The following is a 23,961-nucleotide window of genomic DNA, read 5'->3' as shown; positions in this document are numbered from 1 at the left end:
TGTAGTAGTAAAACCGTTCGCTGCATTGGCGCAAGCTTTTCTGAGATGGTAAATGCGTCCGCCGCAACGGCGCGAGCTTTTCTAGGGTAGTAAAACCGTCCTCTGCATTGGCGCAAGCTTTTCTGAGATAGTAAATAGATTCTGAATCTTGTTATGTATTTAAACAAACCATGTAGATGCATGGATTAGTCATGTCTTTTCACTTATCTATGCGCTAAAAAAGAAGTTGTGTAGGTTTTGCGGTAGTACTCATAGACACTAAACAAAAACGTCCGAGTCTTTCAACTTCGGACGTTGGTATAAATACTTTGGTTTTTAACTAAAGTAACTTGTTTATTAAGCTATGCGTTTAAACTCTTCATCATTGCTTCCGGGTATCGTGTACCTACAGCCGCATCTTTGCCAAAAATGCTATCAATATTCTCAAGGTCAGTCGCTGATAAGTTGACTGTTAAAGCGCCTGCATTTTCTTCTAAATATTGTAGGCGTTTTGTGCCAGGAATTGGGAAAATATAATCGCCTTGCGCCATTACCCAAGCCAATGCTAATTGGGAAGGCGAACAACCTTTTGTAGCAGCTATTTCCTCAATTTTAGCTACTAAAGCTAGGTTTTTATGAAAGTTCTCGCCTTGAAAGCGCGGTGAGAAACGGCGGTAATCTGTTGCGCCAAAATCTTCAAATTGTTTTATTTGACCAGTTAAAAAGCCACGACCTAGTGGGCTATAGGCCACAAAAGCAATTCCTAATTCTTTACAAGTGGCCAACACATCATCCTCGGGGTCTCTTGTCCATAATGAGTATTCACTTTGCACTGCTGAAATAGGATGCACGGCATGCGCTTTACGTAGGGTTTCTGATGAAACTTCACTTAAGCCGATACCACGTATTTTGCCTTGCGCTACTAATTTCGCCATGGCACCTACGGTATCTTCAATGGCAGTGTTAGGGTCTTTTCTATGCAAATAATATAGATCAATCATCTCTACATCTAATCGCTTTAGGCTTGCTTCACAAGCCGATTGCACGTAGGCTGGACTACCATCTATGCCTCTAACAGTGGGGTTAGTGGCATCACGTACAATACCAAATTTGGTCGCTAACGTGATGTTTTGTCGGCCTACGAGTTTTAAAGCTGTACCTACTAATGCTTCATTAATAAATGGGCCGTACATATCCGCAGTATCCCAAAAAATAATACCTAACTCTACAGCACGCTGCAATACCAACAAGCTCTCTGCATCGTTTTTATTACCATAAAATTCACTCATACCCATACAACCCAAACCTAATTGCGATGTAATGATACCTTGACTACCTAATGGACGATTTTGCATGATATTAATGTTTTTTTGATAAAAATATTATAATCCAAGTACTTGTTTTATACTGTAAATACCTTTTTTGCCCACAATAAATTCTGCAGCTAAAATGGCACCACTAGCAAAACCTTGGCGGTTGTGTGCGGTATGAATAATTTCAATATCATCTATTGCAGAATGGTATTTTATTTTATGTGTACCGGGTGCGGGGTCTATTCTTTCACTAATAATTTCAAGTTCTTCAATATTATCGCTAATATGGTTTACCCAAGCTTTTTTGCGGGTAATATGTGCCAATACTTGCTCTGCTAAAGTAATCGCTGTACCACTTGGTGCATCTTTTTTCTCGGTGTGATGTATTTCTTCAAGCGACACATCATAGTTTGGATGATGACGCATCAATTTGGCTAAATAGCTGTTTAGTTCAAAGAATAGATTAACGCCAATGCTGAAATTACTCGCATATACCAATGCAGCGTTTTTTGATTCACAATCAGTTGTTACGGCATCCCATTGTGCCAGCCAGCCTGTACTACCACAAACCACTGGTACACCCGCCTCAAAGCATTTCTTAAGATTATCAACTGCACTATGCGGGCTTGTAAATTCAATAGCTACATCACATTGTTGCAGGTTTGCAATAGTAAACGCCTCTTGATTAGATATATCAAACTTAAAAGCTATCGTATGGCCTTTTTCTACTGCTATAGCTTCAATGGCTTTCCCCATTTTACCGTATCCTATTAATGCAATTTTCATTGGAATTAAGTTTGAAATTTGAAAGTTGAGATTGTACTGTTTAATTTTTGCCATTCACTATTGACGAAGCACACTACTCATCTTACGAGTTGGCGTTTTATAGCTTACTACCAAACTTACACCTGGCCCTCTTGTGGTTGGATTAAGTGTTGGTTTTATGTTTAAAGTAAGGTCGTCGCTTACATCAAAGTTTTTTAAATGACCAAAAACGGTAGCATCTGCAACGTTTAAGCCCCAAACAATAAAGAACCAAAGGATAGAATAATCTCTATTTTTTCTAGCTGCGTTACGCGCAGATTGAATACTTGCAACGTCTACTTTTTTGTAAATAGCAGCCAAACCATTATAGTCTGTGCTATCTGCTGCAGTAGTACCTACAGCAGCTTTGTATCTCGCATTGTAGGCAAAACGTAATTCTTTGTAATAATTGTCGTTGAAAATATAGGTATAGGTGGGTATTGCTATTGCGCCATACACAATAGGCAATTTCCAATATTCCTTATTATATATTTGACCTAAGCCTGGAAAAATTAAAGAGCGTCTTGTAGCAATGCGGGGATCGTGTTTTGGTTTTGCTTTTACTATTGGTGTATCGGCTTTTGAAATATTGGTTGAATCTTTAGGTAGTTTTATTGGCTTAGCGGTGATCTTTAAGGTACTATCTTGCTGTCCAAACATCGATGATTGTGACAGCATTTGCTTGTCGGTTTGTGCCACTGAACGGAAGCCAATAAGTAAACAGCAAGCCAAAATTGCTAATTTTAGATTTAAAACCCAATAGCTACTAGGTTGACATCTAAACCTTGCAATCGCCCACGAACTATTCACTATTGACCATTGACTATTGCCCATAAATATTTATCAGTACAATTGATGATGGTTTAGCTTATTACAACATTCATTTGCTCTAAAATTTTGTTCAATTCTTCAAGCGAAAAATATTCTAATGTAATGCTGCCAAAGCCGTTTTTGTTATGTACCATTGTTACTTTGGTACTAAAATGAGATGCTAAATTATCTTCAATTTTTTTATAAGCTGGCGGTAAGCTGTTAATTGCAGTAGGTTTAACAATTGGTTTATCTTTATAAAGTTTACGAACCAACTCCTCCGTTTGTCTTACACTAAGGTTTTTGTTTTTCACCTCGTTGTATACAAATAATTGCTTATCGATTGTATCTATATTAATCAAAGCTCTCGCGTGACCCATGCTAAGACTGCCATTACGTACAGCCATTAAAATATCTGGCGGTAATTTCAATAAACGAATGTAGTTGGTCACCGTACTACGTTCTTTGCCCATACGCTCCGCTACTTGCTCTTGCGTGTAGTTTAGCTCCTCCATCATGCGCTTGTAGCTAAGACCAATTTCTACCGCATTTAGGTTTTCACGCTGTAAATTTTCAAGTAATGCTAATTCTAATAGCTCGGTATCATTTGCCTGACGGATATATACAGGAACGTCAATCAAGCCAGCTATTTTACTTGCTCTAAATCTACGTTCACCAGCTATTAATTGATATTTTCCATCGGCAAGTTTCGTTACCGTTAATGGTTGAATAATATCATGTATTTTAATTGAAGCAGCTAATTCGTTCAATGCTATTTCATCAAAATCTCTACGCGGTTGCTTAGGGTTTACACTAATATCGCTAAGCGGAACGCGAGTGGAGGTGGTAACTTTTTCCACCACTTCAGTTTTTAATTTGCCTTCGGTAGTTTGTAAGTCGGTATCTATATTTTGCAATAAGCTACGTAAGCCTTTACCTATTGCATCTTTATTTAATTTCGGAGAAGCCATTCTTTTTTTATAAATTACGCGTTATCGGTTACCGGTTGGCCGTTAACCGTCTACTGGTTATTCAAGTATTCTTTCTTCGTTGGTCATTTTCGTCATTTCATTCTTTTGCAAAATTTCTTTGGCAAGGTTTAAATAATTTACTGTGCCTTTACTTTCTGCATCGTACAAAATAACAGGTTTGCCCACACTAGGTGCTTCGCTAAGGCGGGTATTTCTATGAATGATGGTGCTAAAAACCATATCATCAAAGTGCCTACGCACCTCACTTACCACTTGGTTGCACAAGCGCAAGCGACCATCGTACATGGTCATTAAAATACCTTCAATTTGTAATTCCGGGTTTAAGCGACTTTGTACAATTTTCACAGTATTCAACAATTTGCCTAAGCCTTCCAAAGCAAAAAACTCACACTGAACTGGCACAATAACACTAGTAGAAGCCACCAAAGCATTTACTGTAATTAAACCCAAGGATGGAGAGCAATCAATCACTATAAAATCATATTTATCCTTAACAGCGTCTAAAATGTTTTTCATCACATTTTCACGGTTAGGATAATTAATCATCTCAATTTCAGCGCCTACCAAGTCTATATGGCTGGGTAAAACATCTAAATGCGGTATTTCGCTTTTTAAAATCACATCTTCTGCTTTGGTATTATTTACCATACAGTCATACAAGCTATTGGTAATATTGTGCAAGTCAAAGCCAGTACCAGTGGTACTATTGGCCTGTGGATCCGCATCTACCAATAAGGTTTTATATTCTAGTACAGCAAAACTTGCTGCTACATTTATGGCTGATGTGGTTTTACCTACACCGCCTTTTTGATTTGCTACACCAATAATTCTTGCCATTGCGCAGATTGTATTTTTTTAACCAACAGTTAGTTATCTATTAGGTTTTTGTTACGTTGCATGCCTACCTTTTTCGTTGGCACCCCGACATCATCACTCTTGAGACAGGACTTTCACAGTTGTCTCTCAGCTAAACTTAGCCCACAATGTCCGATAATTTCCGTGACAAACAATAACACAAGGTGGCAAATGTAAAAGATTACACAGCTATTTGCAACTTCAAGCGAAGGTAATTGTGAAGGTGTTGGTAACTTAAAAGCAAAACGGGTACGAAACGTTGTTTCGTACCCGTTTTGTATTGTATTTGTTTGACAGAGGTTCCTACAAACTAATTGTCTCGCCAATGGCAGGTAACAACAGTTTTTTACCTGCTTTCTCAAAATCTGCTAAAGCTTGTGCTTTATCAATTGTAATATAGCCGAAAGTGTCATAATGTACACCCACTACAGTGTCACATTTCACAAATCCAGTTGCATGAATGGCATCAACTGCGTCCATTGTAAAATGGCCGCCAATTGGCATTACAGAGAATTTTAAATTGGCCCAAAGCGGAATTAATTGCATATCCATTGTCAGTGCAGTATCGCCTGCGTAATAAAAATCGCCCTCAGGTGTGCTAAATACAAAACCCATTGGGTTGCCACCACTAGCACCGTCGGGCATCGTAGATGAATGTATAGCACTTACACCACGCACTTTACCAAAAGGAAAATTGATATAACCACCGTGGTTCATCATCAACACGTTTTCTACGCCTTTTCCGCCTAGCCAACCAGCAATTTCTGCTGCGCAAACAACTGTAGCTTTGGTGCGTTGTGCGATGCTAATTAAATCTGCAACGTGGTCATTATGGCCATGCGACACGAAAATAAAATCAGCCTCAATGCTGTCTGCTGAAATATTGGTAGCTAAAGGATTACCCGAAATAAATGGGTCGAACAATATTTTTTTGCCTTGTACGTCTACCTGAAAACAAGATTGACCAAAATAAGTGAGTGTCATACAATGTTGATTTTATAGTTTTTAAAAACAATGATAACAAAACAACAATCTTTTAGGCAAACTGTTGATGTATCATTGTAAAATATTTATCATCAATTTTAATCGTTTAATTGAACAATAGTCTTTATGAGAAATGCAAGTACGTGGTGGATTATCGCTTTTTTAATGTTACTATTTGATTTTTATGTCTATCAAGCTATAAAAACTGTTAGCCAAAACTCAACAGACAGAGCAAAATGGATAATACAAATCGCATATTGGGGTATTTCTATAGCAACACTGGCGTGCTTATTATCATTACCATATATACAGGCTTTACAAACCAATAAGATTTTCAGAAATTATGTTTTTGCTATAATGGTAGGCCTGTTTTTGGCTAAAATGGTCGGTTCTACTTTCTTTCTGATTGATGATATTCGTAGGCTATTTGCTTTTGTGTTCAACAAGGTTTCAACCTCAAAAGTTGATACTGCGGCGTCAGACAATAATATTCCACGCTCTACTTTTTTAAGTTGGATAGGCTTAGGTATTGGTGGCGGTTTGTTTGGTACTTTGTTATACGGTTTCAGCAATAAATACAAATACCAAGTTACGCGTGTGCCAATAGCGTTTAGTAATTTGCCAAAAGCGTTTAAGGGGCTCAAAATTGTACATATCAGCGATATACATAGTGGTAGTTTTAATGATAAAGCGGCTGTAAACCATGGCGTTGATATGATACTAAAAGAAAAGCCTGATTTGATATTATTTACTGGCGATTTGGTAAATGATAGATATGAAGAAATGCACGATTATATAGATGTGTTTGATCGCTTAAAAGCGCCAATGGGTGTGTTTAGTACATTAGGCAATCATGATTATGGCGATTATGTAGCTTGGCCTAGTGAGTCTGCCAAAAAACAAAACCTTGAGAATTTAAAAAGGGTCCATGCGCAATTAGGCTGGAAATTGATGATGAATGAGCATACCATTTTTGAGAAAGATGGTGAAAAAATTGCATTACTAGGTATTGAAAACTTTGGTGCAAAAGGTCGTTTCCCAAAATATGGCAGAATGCAAGATGCCTATCCTGGTACAGAAGCAATTCCTTTTAAAATATTAATGAGCCACGATCCCAGCCATTGGGATTATCAAGTAACTAAGGAGTATAAAGATATTGATTTAATGTTATCTGGTCATACACATGGTATGCAGTTTGGTTTGGAGACCCCATATTTTAAATGGAGTCCTGTTAAATGGATGTATAAGCAATGGGCAGGCTTATACGAGGAAGGACAACAAAAATTATATGTCAATCGAGGTTTTGGATTTATTGGTTACCCTGGTAGAGTGGGTATATTGCCAGAAATTACGGTAATTGAATTGGTGTAAATCGGTGAATCATATTATTTTACAGGAATAAAACCGCTGCTCAATGCAGCGTTTTTATTATAAGGTTTCGTTAACAGAAATTACTGTTATAAAGCCGTTAAAGTCGTTTTAACAAAAATTTATTTTACTTCTTTTGCCAAAAAATAAGCAATGAAAAAAACAGTATTAGCCACGCTTGTGTTCCTGTTAACCAATCAGTTATGTGTAAATGCCCAAAGTGTAGTAGGTGTAAAAGGTGGTATCAATTTTACCAATATTTATGCCAATAGTTTTAGCGGATCGTATAAGCCAGCTTACCAAGTAGGTGCTTTTTTAAGTAAACGCATTAATGACAAATGGGGTTTCCAGACCGAGTTATTGCTCAATCAGGTGTCAGCAAAGAAATCTGCAGATTTTGATAAAATATATTACAATTTACAAAACACCGTAAGCGACGGTACAGCAAGTATTAGTTATATCAGTGTCCCTTTTTTAGCTACCTATAAGCTAAATGGTACATTTTCACTAGATTTTGGCCCACAAATTAGCGCTGCTGTTTATAGTAATGAGGCATTATTTAGAAATGGTCAAAAAGCTTTAAAACACTTGACTATTCAGTTGTAGGTGGTGTCAAAATAAATTTAGTTGATCTTCTATTTTATGCACGTTATAACTATGGATTAGCTAATATTAATAATTATGACAATAGAGATACTTGGAAAAATATGCAATTAAGCGTTGGTGTAGAAGTGCCTGTGTTTAAAAATGGGAAGAAATAGTCAATAGTCAATAGTCAATAATCAATAGTCAATAGTCAATAGTCAATAGTCAATAGTCAATAGTCAATAGTCAATAGTCAATAGTCAATAGTCAATAGTCAATAGTCAATAGTCAATAGTCAATAGTCAATAGTCAATAGTCAATAATTAGGATTACTAAAGTTAATACTTTTTAGCTCTCCTTTTTATTTGGTAATGCACTATTGACTATTGATATTTTATCGTTTGCTTATCTTATTCATACTGATTGCTTTTTGCATCGTGCATTTAAAGCGATCTACACCAGCTACGCGCAATTCTCTATGCTTGGTACTACGACCAGCCATACGTTTTCGCCACATTTTAAAGCTGCTAGGCTTGCTGTTAGCACGCATAAAAGCAATCACTTCTTTTTCGCTTAATCCAAACTGAAACTCAATAGCTTCAAAAGGGGTGCGGTCTTCCCAAGCCATTTCTATAATGCGGTCAGTATCTACAGTTGTTAAATTAATTTTCATCTTACTTAAATCTATTTTCAACAAACAACCGTATATGCTGAACGGTTGACCGCTTATTAAAAAAATATTTTCACAATGCTTTAAAGGGCTTTGGCACAATCATTGGAAAATATCCGTTAAACATCAAAAATAAGCACATGAAAAAGTTAATCGTTGCAATGCTTGCTTTGTTTCTAGCATCAGTATCGGTACATGCACAAGGTCTTAAAGCTGGTATTAAAATTGGCGCTAATGGTACTAAAATAGATGGTCAATCTTTTGAAGATGGCTACAAATTATCGTACCAAGGCGGTGTATTTATAGAAGCTGATTTTAATAAGAAATTCGGTATTCAACCTGAAGTATTATTCGGACAATCTACTAGTAAAACGGTTAGCGGTATTGGTGCTATTGGTACGAATCTTCCTTCTGGTCAAGATATTATACTTAATTATTTGTCTATACCAGTATTGTTGCGATACAATGTAGGCAAGTTGATAACCTTGAATTTAGGCCCTCAATTTGCTATTTTATTGAATAAGGACAATACCGTATTGCAAAATGGTCAGCAAGCTTTCAAAAGTGGCGACTTCAGTATGGTAGGTGGTGTACAATTGAATTTTAGTGTATTGCGTATTTATGGAAGATATAATGTGGGCTTATCTAATATTAACGATGTAAGTGATCAAAATAAATGGAAAAGCCAGCAACTACAATTAGGCGTTGGTTTTAAACTATAGGTTTAGGTTTAGGTTTTGGATTTTAGGTTTTTCAGGCAAAGGCATTGTGTTTTTACACGATGCCTTCATTTTTTGGTCGCAGATTAAACTAATGTAATAATGTGCTATGATTTTAAAGCTAAGCTAGTCTCTTTTACAAGCTTTTACCTAATTTAATGTGTCATCAGCCTTGTAACATTATCCGCCATTTTGTACCATCGTTATACATAATATTGCAGTGGCACTAATATTGTTTTACTTAGCACTCTCAATTTTTTTATAATAATACGTTTGGTTTGTGACAACTTGACTAACCAACCCTATTATGAAACATAAACGAACATGACTAAAAACAAGCGCTTTTTTGCAGGTGAAGATGAATCGGATTTTATGCCAATTATTCCTATAAATGAGAACGATGCAGAAGATAAAAACCTAATAATTCCTGATGAATTACCGATACTACCATTAAGAAATACCGTTTTATTTCCAGGTGTGGTACTACCAATAACTGTGGGCAGAGATAAAAGTATTAAAGCTGTAAATGAGGCATATAAAGGTGATAAATTAATTGGTGTTATTTCTCAAAAAGATACCAATATCGAAGATCCTGATGCGAAAGATTTGTGTAGCATTGGTACCGTTGCAAAAATTATTAAGCTCATAAAAATGCCCGATGGCGGCACTACCATTATTATTCAAGGTAAAAAGCGTTTTGAGCTAGTAAAAATGCTTAGCGACGATCCTTTTTTTAAAGCGAGTATACAGCTACTTGCGGATGACGAAAAGCCCGAGAACGAAAATTTTGAGGCTTATTTAAGCAGTATTAAAGATTTGGCTACGCAAATTATTCAGCTATCGCCAAATATGCCTACCGAAGCAGGTATTATTCTTAAAAATATAGAAAGTGCAGGCTTTTTAATCAACTTTGTAAGTAGTAACCTAAATGCAGATTTAACTGAAAAGCAAACCCTGCTTGAGATGCACGATATGACCGAGCGGGCCGAAAAATTGGTGCATTTACTGCAACGAGAGCTACAATTTGCCGAACTAAAAGATAAAGTAACCAACAAAGCCCGTGTAGAAATAGACAAGCAACAGCGTGACTACTTTTTGCAACAGCAACTAAAAAGCATTAAAGATGAGCTTGGCGGCGACAGCAACGAACGCGAAGTAGCCGACATGAAGAAGAAAGCTGAAGCCAAAAAATGGCCTGAAGCTGCCAAAAACTTGTTTAATACCAACGTACAAAAGTTGGAAAGAATGCACCCGTCTACACCAGATTATTCTATTGTGTACAACCACTTAGATCTATTGCTAGACCTGCCTTGGGAAGAATATACCGATGATAATTACGACTTAAATAATGCTAAAAAAGTACTTGATACAGACCATTATGGGATGCAGAAAATTAAAAACCGCATCCTAGAATACTTGGCCGTATTAAAACTAAAAGGCGATATGAAAAGCCCTATTTTATGCTTTGTAGGCCCTCCAGGTATTGGTAAAACATCGTTGGGTAAAAGCATTGCACATGCAGTTGGGCGCAAATATGTACGTGTAAGCTTGGGCGGCCTACACGATGAAAGTGAGATTCGTGGTCATCGAAAAACCTATATTGGTGCCATGCCAGGTAGAATTTTGCAGAACATTCGCAAAACCAAAACCAGCAACCCAGTCATGATTTTGGATGAAATAGATAAAATAGGTAACGACCACCGAGGCGACCCTTCATCTGCATTGCTAGAAGTGCTAGACCCAGAACAAAACAACACTTTTTACGATAACTACCTAGAACTTGAGTACGATTTGAGTAAAGTACTGTTTATTGCTACCGCTAATAATTTGCAAAACATACAACCAGCTTTGCGTGACCGTTTAGAAATTATAGACTTAAGCGGCTATGCAGTAGAAGAGAAGGTTGAAATTGCTAAAAGACACTTGGTGCCTAAGCAAAAAGAAGCGCATGGTTTGGGTAAAGTAAACCTAAAACTAGCCGACAAAGTATTAGAAAAAATAATAGAAAGCTATACCAGAGAAAGCGGTGTACGTGAGCTAGATAGGCAATTGGCCAGCATTATGCGCTACCAAGCCAAAGAATTGGTACTAAATGAGAAAGTAAAAAGCCCCATTACTGCCGATGATGTAGAAAATATTTTAGGTTCTGCCAGATATAGTAACGATATCTACAAAACGGTAAACATGCCGGGCGTAGTGGTAGGTTTGGCTTGGACGTATGTAGGCGGCGATATTTTATTTATAGAAACCGTATTAAGCGATGGTGGTAAAGGCGAGCTAAAACTTACTGGCAACCTTGGCAACGTGATGAAAGAAAGTGCCATTACTGCCTTGACGCTACTACAAGCCAATGCTAAAAAATATGGCATAGACGTAGAAGACTTTGGCAAGAAAACCATTCATGTGCATGTGCCGGAAGGCGCTACACCAAAGGATGGCCCAAGCGCAGGTATTACCATGCTTACCTCTTTGGCCTCTGCATTTACTGGCCGTAAAGTAAAACCTTACCTTGCTATGACTGGTGAAATTACCCTACGTGGGCAAGTATTACCAGTAGGCGGTATTAAAGAAAAAGTATTGGCTGCTAAACGTGCTGGCCTAAAAGAAATAATTATGTGCTGGCAAAACCAGAAAGACGTAGAAGAAATAGAAAGTGCGTTTATTAAAGGTGTTACGTTTCATTATGTAAAAAACATGCAGCAAGTGCTAGATTTAGCATTGGTGTAAATAGATATTACTTTATACAAAAGCCTATTACCATCACTGGGAATAGGCTTTTTTGTCATAACTATTATAATTTGCAGCTATGATGCAACGTTGAGTGAGTACAATAGTCACATTTTGTATCTCAGGAGACGCTTTGAGTGAGTAGGATAGTCACTTTTAGTATCTCAGGAGACGCTTTGAGTGACGAGGTAGACACTTTAAGTAGCAAAGAAGTCACTTTGAGTGAGTAGGGTAGTCACTTTTAGTTTCTCAGGAGACGCTTTGAGTGACGATGGAGCCACTTTAAGTAGCAAAGAAGTCACTTTGAGTGAGTAGGGTAGTCACTTTTCCGCTAACGCTAGTATCTAGGAAGTGCTAATGCGTAACCTTATTGAAGTAATAAATATTAAAAACTATCTAACAATAAGGAATAGGTGTGACATCTGCTCGAAAGCGCCTTCTCAACACTTCTTTAACCATAGGTACACTTGCCCAACCATTTCCTTGTACTAATTATTTTATTCACTAGCTTTAATGTCATGTTCCACAACATCAAAGCCTACTATTATCGCATGATGCCGCATCTTACTCAGGCGGATTGGCAAGTATTGGAAGAGCGATTGACTATTAAAACCTACAAAAAAGGCGACTGCATAGTCAAGCAAGGTGAGGTGTGCAACTATGTATATTTTATTAATGTGGGCTTTTTGCGCTTTTACAAATTGATTGATGGTAAAGACATATCTACAGGCTTTATTGGGGCTAGTGAATATGTCTCTTCTTACGATAGTTTTTTAAAAAGACAACCTGCATTCGAAAACTTAGAAGTACTAGAAGATGCAGAATTGCATTGCTTAAGTTATGATGATATGCAATTTTTGTACAAGCACTATCCTGTGTACCAAATGTTTGGTAGGGTAATAGCCGAACAATTGTTTATATGGATAGTAGATAGAAGCAACGAATTATTGCTGTTAACCCCAGAACAGCGCTACGAGAACATCATTAAAAATGAACCAGAATTACTGCAACGAGTGCCACAATACATGCTTGCTTCTTATATAGGTGTAACGCCAGAACACCTTAGCCGCATTCGTAAAAAAATGATGACCAAGTCTATTGATATTTATCAATAAATATTGCAAGAAACTCTTCTTGATATTTATCAACGAAAAATAAGTTGTACTACTGCATGTTTGCATTTCAAAGAAACAAGCACAGAGTCGAGTAAACTGGATGTTGCAAGACATATTGTACGAAATATAATTCTAACAAATTTATCATCAACCCAAACGTAATAATATGCAATGGATTTATGAATTACAGCAGCGCAATGCCTTACTTTTTTGGTATGGTTTACTATGTTTTGTAGGCGGTATTGTATGTGCCTTATTTACTAAAACAACTAATATTCAGGTTAATCATATCAATGCTTTTATAAAGCCCATGAAATTCTTTTTCAGCGTGTGGCTGTTTTGCTTTACTATGGGATGGCTTGTATTTGAATTACAGCAACCTAGTATTGCCAATAGTTATAGCTTAATGGTAGTAATAGTGATGAGCATTGAATTGATAATTATTACTTGGCAAGCTGCCAATGGTAGGTTATCGCATTTCAATATCTCATCGGCTTTGTACAGAAGCTTGTTTATGCTTATGGGTATAGCTATTACTGTATTAACTGCGTGGACGCTTTATATTGGCTATCAGTTTTTTACCATACAACCTGCAACCATTCCTTTGGGCTATTTATGGGGTATCCGTTTAGGCATTATTTGCTTTGTCATCTTTGCATTTGAAGGTGGTATGATGGGTGCAAGATTATCCCATACCATTGGTGCTGCAGATGGTAGCGAAGGCTTGCCCATTGTTAACTGGAGTAAGCAGTATGGCGACTTACGTATTGCGCATTTCTTTGGTATGCATGCTTTGCAGCTATTGCCTTTGGCGGGTTATTTTATTTTTAGAAAGTCAAGTGGTATTATCATGGTATCGGCTATTTATTTTGTTTTGGTAAGTGTAATGTTAGTAAGGGCTTTAAAAGGTTTGCCATTGGTAAAGCCAACCCAAGCAGCGCCATCTATTATAACAGAAAAGGTATAACACAAGTAGTAATGATGATTGCAATAAATAACCGAGATTGAATAGTGCGTCAATTTCGGTTAATTTTTATTGATAAATGATGTAGTAACGATGTCTCAAATTTTCGATTTAAAATACCTCGCCAATATTGACAAAAAAACCTCTTGAGCCATTATTACCAAAGCCATAATCTAGGCAGACATTGGTGCCAGAAGTTTTGTTAAGTTTTAAGCGAATACCTAATCCGTAGCCAGGTTTTACGGTGGCATAAGTGGCCGATAAATCAGAAGAGTATTTTTCTAGATTACAAAATAGTACACCATGCAACAAGCCATTATTACTAAGTCTAGCACGATATTCTGTTTCGGCATAAAACATATTTGATCCTCTAAACCTGCCTTGTATGTAGCCACGACCTGTGTTGTAACTGTCGTCCCAACCTACACTAGGTAACATTAAGTAGGGTGGGGTAATGCCACCAACCGTAAGCCATGCTAGCCCCCAAAATGCGAGTACGTTGTGCGAATTTTTAGGAAATGTGGTATAGGTACGCGTGTCAATTAATAATGATTGCCAGTTCTCGTCACTGCCCATAAAAGTAAAGTTGGGTCTGTAAACCACATTGGCAAAAATACCTTGTTGCGGATTAATTTGATTAAGACGAGAATCATATAATAATTTAAAAGCAAAACCCGAACTAATCTCTGAGGTACCCAACTTGTTAGATAGGCGACGCGCAATGTTTTTTCTAAGAGAATCTAATGCTTGAATATCCCAATATTGGTCGTAATAATACCCCAAACCTATATACAAGTTATTAGCAACTTCTTTTTGTACGGTTTGGTGAAATTTTAAACCTGTAAAATTGATAGTATAGCCTTGATTCGGATCTGTACGCCCGCCGAGTCCATAAATATCAGAAGGGTATTGTATATAGCGAATGTCTGTGGTGAAATTGAGGTTGTTATTTTTTGTCCAGATATTTGCAATAAACGGAATGATGGTTTGGTTATATTGCGAATACGTAACACTTGTAGTAATGCTCGATACTTTTTGAGAAGCGCTGTTTGAAGTTTTAAATGCGAGATTACCACTCACAACACCAGCCCAACCAGTTTGTAGTGAGTAGCCAGCTGCAGGAATGAAAGACGCATAATACTTTTTTGGTTTTCCTTCATTTGGGTGTATTTTATTTTTATGAAATATTCCATGAAATACATCCCCCAAATCTTTAGTATCTATTGAGTTAATTGTATCTGTAGCAGTCGTCTGTGCCCAAATGGTAGCAGTAGTGAGTATAAATAATAGCGAAAAAAAACATTTTTTTGACATATTATGGTAGATAGGAATCAATGCTATAGGTTTAATAAATGATACTTGAAATGGTAAAATTGTGCACTCCCTAACAAAATATACCCGATTCAGTTGTATTGATATCGGTAAAATTATTGATAAGGCTGCTTAATTGTTTGTATAATACTTTGTGTATTGATGTTGATAATTTTTTGATCTTGTAAAAAAGATAATACTTGCCAAATATGATCCTTATTAATTTGATGCAATTGAGTTAATAATACCGTTATATCGATTTTTTTATTAGTATCCAATATCTGCATTATTTGCTGTTGAATATTCATAAAAGTTCTTGTTGATAACGTATTGCTTTTATTAGCTAAGCAAATATCGCAAATACCACAAGCTTGTGCCGCACCATCACCAAAATATTTTGAAATATATTCACTTCTACATTGCTTAGTAAGTTGTAAATATTGTAACATCATATCTACACGTTGCTGGTAAATCTGCTTACGTTGCTGATAAGCAACTTGATTAAATACCAAATATTGAGCAGGTGCTCGGTTGGTAAAATAATGAAGTTGTGGACTTTCCTTTTGTGGAATATATTGTATAATACCAAAGGCTTGCAGTTGTTCTAATGTATCTCTCACATCAGTTTCTGAAAAGTGTATTAATTTTGCTATTTGTTTCTCGCTGATAGATATTTGATTATCGAGGATGCCACTATAACTGCGCAATAAACATTTTACCACAGGATCTAACTTAGGGTGACTTTTTTCTATATCGTTTAGTATATCCTTAGGCGCAACAAACTGTACTTTGGATGGTAAAAATACGGACTCATTAAAACTGATATAACCTTCTTGTTCCAATGCTTTGAGTACTGCCATAACCATAATAATGTTCAACTGAAAATTTCTAGCAAAGCTGATTAAATCAAAATTGTAATACATGCCTTCTCCAGCGCCTACGGGTATATGTAAAAAATCCGCCAGCGCTTGATATACAAGTTTTATATTATCCATTATTGGAAAACGGCTGTCTGACGATGCATCTAAGCGTTTTATATCTTTATTATCGTATAGTAAAACTGCGTAAGATTTTTTGCCGTCTCTACCCGCACGGCCAGCTTCCTGATAATAATTTTCTAAGCAGTCAGGTGTATCATAATGAATTACAGTACGTACATCGGGCTTATCTATACCCATGCCAAAAGCGTTGGTACAAACCATGACCCTTGTTTTATTGCTAATCCACAGTTGTTGCTTTTCGTTTCGTTCGTTATTGCTTAAACCTGCATGGTAATAATCTGCCGAAATGTTTTGCAGTGATAGTAAATTCGCCACCAATTTGGTTTGGCTTCTATTTCTACAATACACAATACTACTGCCCGGTACATTGGTTAAAATAGTAACTATTTTATTTATTTTACTATCTACATTAAATACTGCGTAAGATAAATTGGGTCTATTAAAACTTTGTTTAAAAATTTGTGCATTAGTAAGTTGTAATTTACAAATAATATCCTTTTGTACCGTAGGCGTTGCTGAAGCGGTTAGCGCAATAATGGGAACTTTATCAATAGCTTCACGAAGCTTATGAATATTAAGATAAGATGGTCTAAAATCATAACCCCATTGGCTAATACAATGCGCTTCATCTACTGCTATCAAGCATATTTGCATCGCATGTACAAAGTCTTTAAACAAATTTGTTTCTAGCCTTTCAGGCGATACATACAAAAATTTATACTCCCTACTTGCCGCTTTTTCAAGTGTTTCTTTTACTTCGTAAAAATTCATGCCACTATGTATCGCCAACGCTTGAATGCCTCGCTTTTTTAGATTTTCAACTTGATCTTTCATTAAAGCTATTAATGGTGAGATTACTAGGCAAAGCCCATCCATTAGAATCGTTGGTACTTGAAAGCAAATAGATTTACCGCCACCTGTAGGTAGTAAAGCTAGGCAATCTTTTTGCGCAAGTACAGCGGTGATAATGGCTTCTTGCTCACCCCGAAAACTACTGTGTTGCCAATATTGTTGTAATATATGATGTGGTGTAGCCAAATAGTGAAAAGTAAAAGTGAAAAGGTGATATTCAAATCATAAATTTCAAATCGAAGCTACTTTCTTCCAATTCAATCTTAAACTATTTAATGCTAATACTACATCGCTTAGACCCATAAGCAATGCACCTACAGTAGGCGTAAATAAACCTATAGCTGCAAATGGTATGGCAATAATATTGTAGAAAAATGCCCAGAACAAATTGCCTTTTATGGTATTGTGTGTATGCTCACCAAGTTGCATAGCAATCGGTAATTTTTGTAAGCCATTGTTCATTAATACTACCGATGCACTTTGTATGGCTAATTGAGAAGCTGCACTCAAACTCACACTGATAGTAGCTTTTGCCAATGCTGGCGCATCGTTTATACCATCACCTACCATCACAGTTGGGGCAGTCTTGCATAATGCTTCTACCACATCTAGTTTTTGTTGTGGTGTTTGTTCCGCAATCACTTTATCAACACCTAATTGTTTAGCTACTTGCTCGCACTTGGTTTGGCTGTCGCCACTTAACAAAATGGTAGTAATGCCTTTGCTTTTAAAGTAATTAATAACTGCTTTTGCTTCAGGTCTTACTTCGTCAGCTATATCTATCCAGCCAATTACTGTATTGTTTTTGGTTACATATAAATGGTGACTTGTATCTGTAATTCGTGCGTCTATTTTAGCCGAACCAATCCAATAAATATTGCCTTCTTTATCGCTAGCTTTCATGCCAAGCCCTTTTATTTCTTCAATGTTTTGCCACCTTAAAACTTCTTGCGTTTTCCATGCTGCAGCAATACTTTTAGCAATTGGGTGATTAGAAAATTTCTCTAAAGAATAGACTAGCTTTTTAAAATCTGTTTCCTCAATGTCTGACTTGAAATTTGAAATTTGAAATTTGCCAGAAGTTAAAGTACCTGTTTTGTCAAACACTATTTGCTTAATCTGTGCAAATAATTCCATACTGTCTGTTTTGGTATATAAAATACCATGTTTGGCAGCCCTACCTAGCCCAACTGCAATAGCAGCGGGCGTTGCAATGCCCATCGCACAAGGGCAACTAATCACCAATACTGCAATACTTCTCATTAAACTATCTCCAAAACCTATATGTAAAAAGAAGTAGTTCACCACCATGGTTACCACCGAAATACTCACCACTGTAGGCACAAAAATGGCGCTTATTTTATCTGCCAATAATTGCATCGGTGGCTTTTGGCCTTGTGCTTGCTTCATCAGTTCTACAATACCATTAAGTATGGTGTCTTTACCAGTGGCAGTAACATAACATTTTACATTGCCGTTAGCTAGTACACTACCACCAATTAAAATATCACCTTGCTTTTTAAATACTGGTACGCTTTCACCGGTTATAATTGCCTCATTTACTTCTGCCTCGCCGCTGAGTATTTTACAGTCTTGCGGTACTTGCTCACCAGACTTTATTAATACCAAATCACCAGTTTTTAAAAAGGTATTTTCTATGGGAAAAATGTTCTCGTTATGGGCATCATCATAGGCAATCATATTAGCCATTACCTTATGTTGCTTTGTGAGTTCTTTAATTGTTTTTCGGGTACTTTCAACAGATGCGTCTTCCATCCAATTGCCCAGAAACACTAAAGAAATAATTGAAGCAGCAGTTTCGTAAAATATTTGGGTTTCATTACCATTAATAGTACCAATAAAACTGTACACAAAAGCTGCTAATGAGCCTAGCGCAATCAGTACATTCATATTAGGTATGCCTTTACGCAAACTCTTTACAGCACTGCGTCCAAAGAAATTCATGCCCACAATAAATACGGGCAAGCAAATAGCCATTTGCAGCCATGCGTTGTGTAAAAAATGAACATGAAAATACATTGCCCAATGCGCAGTCATTAATACCAGCGTAAAAGGTAGTGTAAACCAAAATTTTTCTAAGTAAGTCCCTAAAAATGGTTTCTTTTTTTCTACCGCAACCACACTATCATCAACCACATGATAGCCTAGCTCGTTAATATTTTTCTTAGCTATTGTAAGCATGTTTGCTGCGTCTAAGGTTTCAAAACTCACATCGCCAGTTATAGCATTTACCTGCACTTGCTGCATACCTTGTTTTTGCAGCACTTTACTAACGCTTAAAGCGCAGTTACTGCAAGTCATCCCTTCTACTTTCCACAATATTTTATCCATAATATTAAATTTTTTCACATAGTTATCTTCGGAACTAGCTGATATTTCTAAGTGCCTACTATAACTATGCAGCGAATAAGTGCTACAAATTTACCCAATATTACCAAGCGTTTACAGTAAGTATTATGACATTTATCAGTTATCGACAATCAGCAAGTTTTATACTAGTAACTTTTGGCCTACATTGTATCTTCGCTACATGGTTGTAGTCTATAATATTTCACAAATTCATGATGTTGCAAGCCAAGTATTAGCCCAATTTGGTCACAAAAAAGTCTGGGCTTTTTACGCACCTATGGGTGCTGGAAAAACCACTTTTATACATGCTTTGTGCGATGTATTGCAAGTAACAGATATGGTTAGTAGTCCAACATTTGCCATTATAAATGCGTATAAAAGTCCTCAATTTGCTACAATTTATCACATGGATTGGTATCGTCTAAAAAGTGAAGAAGAAGCCATTAATGCAGGTGTAGAAGATGCATTACAACAGGGCGATTTATGCTTTGTGGAATGGCCCGAAAAAGCCCCTGATTTATTGCCTAATGATGTACTAAATATTACCATTCAATTGCTAGACGTAGGTACTAGACAAATGACAATTCATTAAATTATTATCATGCGCGGTGCATTAATCAAATTTCAATAGTAACTTGCTCGAACTTATATAATTTTTTATTATCAATGGCTACTACCAAACCATATATTTCTACATCTTTTAGTTACGAGACGCTAGAAGAAACGTTGGATGTAAAACCGCAAGGAGCAAAACTAGATATTGGGATACCAAAAGAATTTGCGTTTCAAGAAAATCGTATTGCACTTACTCCCGAAGCAGTTGGCGTATTGGTAAGTAATGGCCATCATGTTATGCTTGAAAGCAATGCAGGGCTTGCTAGTCATTATAAAGACAATGAATATAGCGAGGCAGGTGCAAAAATTGTGTATGATAAAGCAGAAGTGTACAAGGCGCAGTTGTTAATAAAAAGCGCCCCAGTTGTAGAAGAAGATATGGGCTTACTGCAAATGAATCAAACCATCATTTCTCCTATACACCACTCTGCTTTAAAAGCTTGTATTATTGAGAAAATGATGGAGAAAAAAATTACAGCCATCAGTTTCGAAAACTTAAAAGATGATAGTGGCACTTACCCAATAGTGCGCAGCATGAGCGAGATAGCAGGTAGTGCATTGATGCTTATTGCTGGTCAATATTTAAGTAGTTTTAATAAAGGCAAAGGTGTATTGCTAGGAAGTATTAGCGGTATACCACCTACCAAAGTAGTAGTTGTAGGAGCAGGTATTGTGGGCGAAACAGCTACTAGAAATGCCTTAGCATTAGGGGCTAGCGTAAAAGTATTTGATAATAATATCTATCGTTTAAAACAACTGCAAGACAATTTAGGTCATCGAGTTTGGACGAGCGTTTTAGAGCCACGTATCTTGGCAAAGCAATTAAAAACCTGTGAAGTTGCTATTGGCGCCTTGAGTAACGAAAGTGGTAGAGCCCCGATTGTAGTAACCGAAGAAATGGTAGCCGCCATGCGACCGGGTAGTATTATTTTAGATGTGGCTATTGATAGAGGTGGGTGCTTTGAAACGAGTGAATTAACAAGCCACGAAAATCCGGTATTTGTAAAGCATGATGTGATACATTATTGTGTACCCAATATTCCAAGTGGTTTTGCACGTACAGCTAGCCAAGCTATTAGCAATGTGTTAATGCCGTTAATGCTTGACATTAGCGATAATGGCGGGCTTGATGAAATGATATGGCACAATATTAATTTACGAGAAGGTATTTATTTGTTCAAAGGCGCATTGACAGATTTTTACATTAGCCAAAAGTTTGACCTAAAATACACCGACTTGAATTTGTTGATAGCAAGTCGCAGGTAAAGACTTAAATGTATTCAACGAATAACCTTTATTTGAAGAAATTGCCATTATTTTGAACAAATGCAAAACTTATTGCATTGGATAAACGTTTATTGAAGTGATGGAATTTCTATAAGATTATGAGCACAGCCAAAAAATCAGTTATAACCATTATCGGTGCAGGTCCTGCGGGGCAGATGGCAGCACTGTTTTTGGCAAAACAAGGTGTTGGCTCATTGTTAATAGACAAGGGAGCGCACCCAAGATCTAAGCCTTGTGCAGATGTGGTAACCGGTCAAGCTATCAGAGTTTTATACGAATTAGATGAAAATCTACCTTTAGAGAAAGTATTTACTGATAAATATTTGAGGATAAATGGCACATTGCTACATACCCCAAATGGTAGTCAGTTAGATATTGCTTTCTTACCATTAAATAAATTAGAACATTTGCCTACATGTATAGCCATGCCTAGGGCAGATTTTGACAATTGGCTGCATGAGAAAATAGTTGCAAGCCCATTGATAGAAACACTAGATAATACTGTTATTACAGGTTGGGAAAAAGATAGCGTTACTGGTGAATGGACGCTTCTTAATGCACACAAACAAGCTATAGTGCAAAGTAAACTGCTGATTATTGCTACTGGCTCCTCAGCATCTTTGGCATATACTGTTGGTAATTTATCGAAAGAAGATAAGCATTTTGCGATAGGTGTTCGTGGTTATTTTAAAAATATTGGTAATGCTGATTATCCCAATCATGCAGAGTTGTTTTTGCACCGCAAAATGATGCCAGGTGGTTTTTACATAGCGCCGTTTAACAATGGTATAGCCAATGTCAATGTGGTAATGCGTAGCGATGTAGCCAAGCGCAATCATATAGATTTAAAACAGTTATTTTGGGAGGCAATTGAATTGCACCCAACTTTAAAAGAACGGTTTAAAAATGCAGAACAAATAGGTAAATTAGAAGGTGGTGCTTTACATTTAGGCACCAAAACGAGACCTATTTCTGGTGATGGTTATATATTGGCCGGCGATGCTGGTGGTTTGATAGATTTGATGTCAGGCAATGGTATTCCTCAGGCAATGATTAGCGGTAAGTTTGCAGCGCTACAAGCAGCTAAAGCCTTAGCTAGCAACGATTTTAGCGCAGCGGCTTTAAAAGCATATGATGCAAACGTTTACAAGAAAATAAACAAAGATTTAAAGTTGGGTAAATTGTTATCGCCATTTATGGGCAATGATTTTATACTTAACCGAGCTACGAACGCAATTAATTTTATTGCCACTCGTAAAGGGGCACAAGTGCAATTAAGTAGCTTGTTGTATACCAAAAATGTAGCCGCTACATTAATAAACCCAATGTTTTATTGGAAACTGCTCACCTAGCTGTAGGGCTTTTGTTAGCAATCTATTTAAAGGTATTTGTATGGTAAAATATTCGGCAATTACAATTATTGGTGCTGGACCAGCAGGGCAGGTTGCTAGTCTTTTTTTAGCAAAAAAGGGCATTAAAGCGTTGCTGGTAGATAAGGGTGAACATCCTAGAGTAAAAGCCTGTGCAGATATTGTAGGTGGTCAAGCCGTACGTATATTACATGAAATTGATCCCGAATTGGTGTTGCAAACTGATTTTGCCAGTAAATACCAAGCCATCAAAGGCACATTGGTGCATACACCCAATGGTAGATCGCTAAATATTCCTTTTGTAAAGCTGAAAAATATAGAACATCTGCCTACTTGTATTGCGATGCCACGTATTGAATTTGACAATGTGTTGCACGAGAAAATTATGGCGACAGGCATGATTGATTATTTGCCAAATACTGCGATTTCTAATTGGCAAAAAGATGTGAATACCAAAGAATGGTTACTATTAGATGTAAAAAAAGAGCCAATCATCAGAACAAAGTTGTTGATTATTGCAACAGGTTCTTCAGCCTCTTTACCGTTTACAGTAGGCAATCTTGCAAGAGACGACAAACACACTGCGCTGGGTATTCGTGGGTATTTTACCAATGTAACCAACAGTACCATGCCAGATTACGGTGAAATGTTTTTTATGGAAAAATTGATGCCGGGCGGCTTGTATATAGGGCCTTTTAATAATGGATTGGCCAATGTAAACATTGTGATGCGTAGCGATATGGTGAAGAAATCCGGGCACAATTTAAATGCGTTGTTTTGGGATGCTGTCAACACGCATCCTATTTTAAAAGAGCGTTTTAAACATGCCGAACAGGTAGGAAAATTAGAAGGCTGCGCCTTGCACTTAGGTACAAAAAAAAGACCTATTTCTGGTGAAGGATACATGCTTGCGGGTGATGCTGGCGGCTTAATAGATTTGATTTCTGGGAATGGCATACCACAAGCGATGATTAGTGGCAAAATTGCTGCAGAGCAAGCTGCTATTGCGCTAGCGCAAAATGATTTTAGCGCAGCCATGTTAAAAGCATACGACCACAAAGTGTATAAAAAGATAGATGATAGTTTAAAACTAAGCAGACTAATGGCGCCTGCAATGGGTAGTCGCTTTTTTCCTAAACTAATATTGAAGTGGCTAAACTTTATTACGACTCGTAAAAATGCAGAAGCACAACTAGGGTTATTGTTAAATACCAAGACTATTACAGCGCATCTGCTGAATCCTATGTTTTATTGGAAGTTTTTGAGGTAG

20 protein-coding genes are annotated in these 23,961 nt (G+C 37.0%); 10 read left to right on the top strand and 10 right to left on the bottom strand.

The genetic code is table 11. The features are described 5' to 3' along the window. Positions 1–341: 341 nt before the first annotated feature. The 6 genes from ACFOW1_RS07490 to ACFOW1_RS07465 form a co-directional block, all read right to left on the bottom strand. Positions 342–1,334 (bottom strand): aldo/keto reductase, encoded by a 993-nt coding sequence (locus ACFOW1_RS07490; RefSeq protein ID WP_379013314.1) that lies wholly within the window; start codon positions 1,332–1,334, stop codon positions 342–344. A 27-nt stretch (positions 1,335–1,361) separates the two neighbouring features. Continuing rightward, positions 1,362–2,078, bottom strand: a complete 717-nt coding sequence (gene dapB, locus ACFOW1_RS07485; protein ID WP_379013313.1) for a 4-hydroxy-tetrahydrodipicolinate reductase — start codon at positions 2,076–2,078, stop codon at positions 1,362–1,364. A 57-nt stretch (positions 2,079–2,135) separates the two neighbouring features. After that, entirely contained in the window at positions 2,136–2,828 is a 693-nt protein-coding gene (locus ACFOW1_RS07480) for a DUF5683 domain-containing protein (protein ID WP_379013312.1), read from the bottom strand. A 131-nt stretch (positions 2,829–2,959) separates the two neighbouring features. After that, the gene (locus ACFOW1_RS07475; protein ID WP_379013310.1) at positions 2,960–3,877 is read right to left on the bottom strand and encodes a ParB/RepB/Spo0J family partition protein; all 918 of its coding nucleotides are present in this window, start codon (positions 3,875–3,877) and stop codon (positions 2,960–2,962) included. 57 nt (positions 3,878–3,934) lie between these two features. After that, complete coding sequence (locus tag ACFOW1_RS07470) at positions 3,935–4,735, bottom strand: ParA family protein (protein WP_379013308.1); 801 nt, start codon at positions 4,733–4,735, stop codon at positions 3,935–3,937. A gap of 321 nt (positions 4,736–5,056) precedes the next feature. Then, positions 5,057–5,737, bottom strand: coding sequence for a metal-dependent hydrolase (locus ACFOW1_RS07465; protein WP_379013307.1), 681 nt, complete (start codon positions 5,735–5,737; stop codon positions 5,057–5,059). A gap of 126 nt (positions 5,738–5,863) precedes the next feature. Between ACFOW1_RS07465 and ACFOW1_RS07460 the strand changes: the two genes are divergently transcribed. Beyond that, positions 5,864–7,108 (top strand): metallophosphoesterase, encoded by a 1,245-nt coding sequence (locus ACFOW1_RS07460; protein WP_379013306.1) that lies wholly within the window; start codon positions 5,864–5,866, stop codon positions 7,106–7,108. Between the two features lie 150 nt (positions 7,109–7,258). Continuing rightward, positions 7,259–7,711 carry a porin family protein gene (locus ACFOW1_RS07455; protein WP_379013304.1) on the top strand — a complete coding sequence of 151 codons (453 nt, stop codon included), beginning with the start codon at positions 7,259–7,261 and terminating at the stop codon, positions 7,709–7,711. A gap of 373 nt (positions 7,712–8,084) precedes the next feature. Here ACFOW1_RS07455 and ACFOW1_RS07450 read toward each other — a convergent pair whose 3' ends face one another. Further along, positions 8,085–8,363 carry a TIGR03643 family protein gene (locus tag ACFOW1_RS07450; RefSeq protein WP_379013303.1) on the bottom strand — a complete coding sequence of 93 codons (279 nt, stop codon included), beginning with the start codon at positions 8,361–8,363 and terminating at the stop codon, positions 8,085–8,087. Positions 8,364–8,500: 137 nt separating this feature from the next. Here ACFOW1_RS07450 and ACFOW1_RS07445 point away from each other — a divergent pair, with 137 nt between their 5' ends. From ACFOW1_RS07445 to ACFOW1_RS07430, 4 genes are all read left to right on the top strand, one after another. Beyond that, on the top strand, positions 8,501–9,082 hold the full coding sequence (locus tag ACFOW1_RS07445; protein WP_379013301.1) for a porin family protein: 582 nt from the start codon (positions 8,501–8,503) through the stop codon (positions 9,080–9,082). Positions 9,083–9,403: 321 nt separating this feature from the next. Further along, the gene (lon, locus tag ACFOW1_RS07440) at positions 9,404–11,806 is read left to right on the top strand and encodes an endopeptidase La (protein ID WP_379013299.1); all 2,403 of its coding nucleotides are present in this window, start codon (positions 9,404–9,406) and stop codon (positions 11,804–11,806) included. A gap of 518 nt (positions 11,807–12,324) precedes the next feature. Next, positions 12,325–12,921: a Crp/Fnr family transcriptional regulator gene (locus ACFOW1_RS07435; RefSeq protein ID WP_379013298.1), complete on the top strand. Its 597-nt coding sequence runs from the start codon at positions 12,325–12,327 to the stop codon at positions 12,919–12,921. A 166-nt stretch (positions 12,922–13,087) separates the two neighbouring features. Beyond that, entirely contained in the window at positions 13,088–13,888 is an 801-nt protein-coding gene (locus ACFOW1_RS07430; RefSeq protein ID WP_379013296.1) for a hypothetical protein, read from the top strand. Positions 13,889–13,996: 108 nt separating this feature from the next. On the opposite strand, the gene ACFOW1_RS07425 is transcribed toward ACFOW1_RS07430, so the two are convergent. From ACFOW1_RS07425 to ACFOW1_RS07415, 3 genes are all read right to left on the bottom strand, one after another. Beyond that, positions 13,997–15,199 (bottom strand): BamA/TamA family outer membrane protein, encoded by a 1,203-nt coding sequence (locus ACFOW1_RS07425; RefSeq protein ID WP_379013294.1) that lies wholly within the window; start codon positions 15,197–15,199, stop codon positions 13,997–13,999. A gap of 113 nt (positions 15,200–15,312) precedes the next feature. Then, complete coding sequence (locus tag ACFOW1_RS07420; protein ID WP_379013293.1) at positions 15,313–17,235, bottom strand: RecQ family ATP-dependent DNA helicase; 1,923 nt, start codon at positions 17,233–17,235, stop codon at positions 15,313–15,315. A 45-nt stretch (positions 17,236–17,280) separates the two neighbouring features. Next, complete coding sequence (locus ACFOW1_RS07415) at positions 17,281–19,401, bottom strand: heavy metal translocating P-type ATPase (protein WP_379013292.1); 2,121 nt, start codon at positions 19,399–19,401, stop codon at positions 17,281–17,283. 199 nt (positions 19,402–19,600) lie between these two features. On the opposite strand from ACFOW1_RS07415, the gene tsaE reads away from it, so the two are divergent. From tsaE to ACFOW1_RS07395, 4 genes are all read left to right on the top strand, one after another. Further along, positions 19,601–20,011, top strand: a complete 411-nt coding sequence (tsaE, locus tag ACFOW1_RS07410) for a tRNA (adenosine(37)-N6)-threonylcarbamoyltransferase complex ATPase subunit type 1 TsaE (RefSeq protein WP_379013291.1) — start codon at positions 19,601–19,603, stop codon at positions 20,009–20,011. 74 nt (positions 20,012–20,085) lie between these two features. Beyond that, a complete protein-coding gene (locus ACFOW1_RS07405) occupies positions 20,086–21,300 on the top strand; it encodes an alanine dehydrogenase (RefSeq protein ID WP_379013290.1) in 1,215 nt (404 codons plus the stop codon). A gap of 119 nt (positions 21,301–21,419) precedes the next feature. Then, the gene (locus ACFOW1_RS07400) at positions 21,420–22,673 is read left to right on the top strand and encodes an FAD-dependent monooxygenase (protein WP_379013289.1); all 1,254 of its coding nucleotides are present in this window, start codon (positions 21,420–21,422) and stop codon (positions 22,671–22,673) included. Positions 22,674–22,713: 40 nt separating this feature from the next. After that, entirely contained in the window at positions 22,714–23,961 is a 1,248-nt protein-coding gene (locus ACFOW1_RS07395; RefSeq protein ID WP_379013287.1) for an FAD-dependent monooxygenase, read from the top strand.

This window comes from Parasediminibacterium paludis, assembly GCF_042651445.1.
Taxonomy (GTDB): Bacteria; Bacteroidota; Bacteroidia; order Chitinophagales; family Chitinophagaceae; genus Parasediminibacterium; species Parasediminibacterium paludis.
Note: the sequence above shows the minus strand (reverse complement) of the source record. Positions and strands in the feature narration are given on the sequence as shown.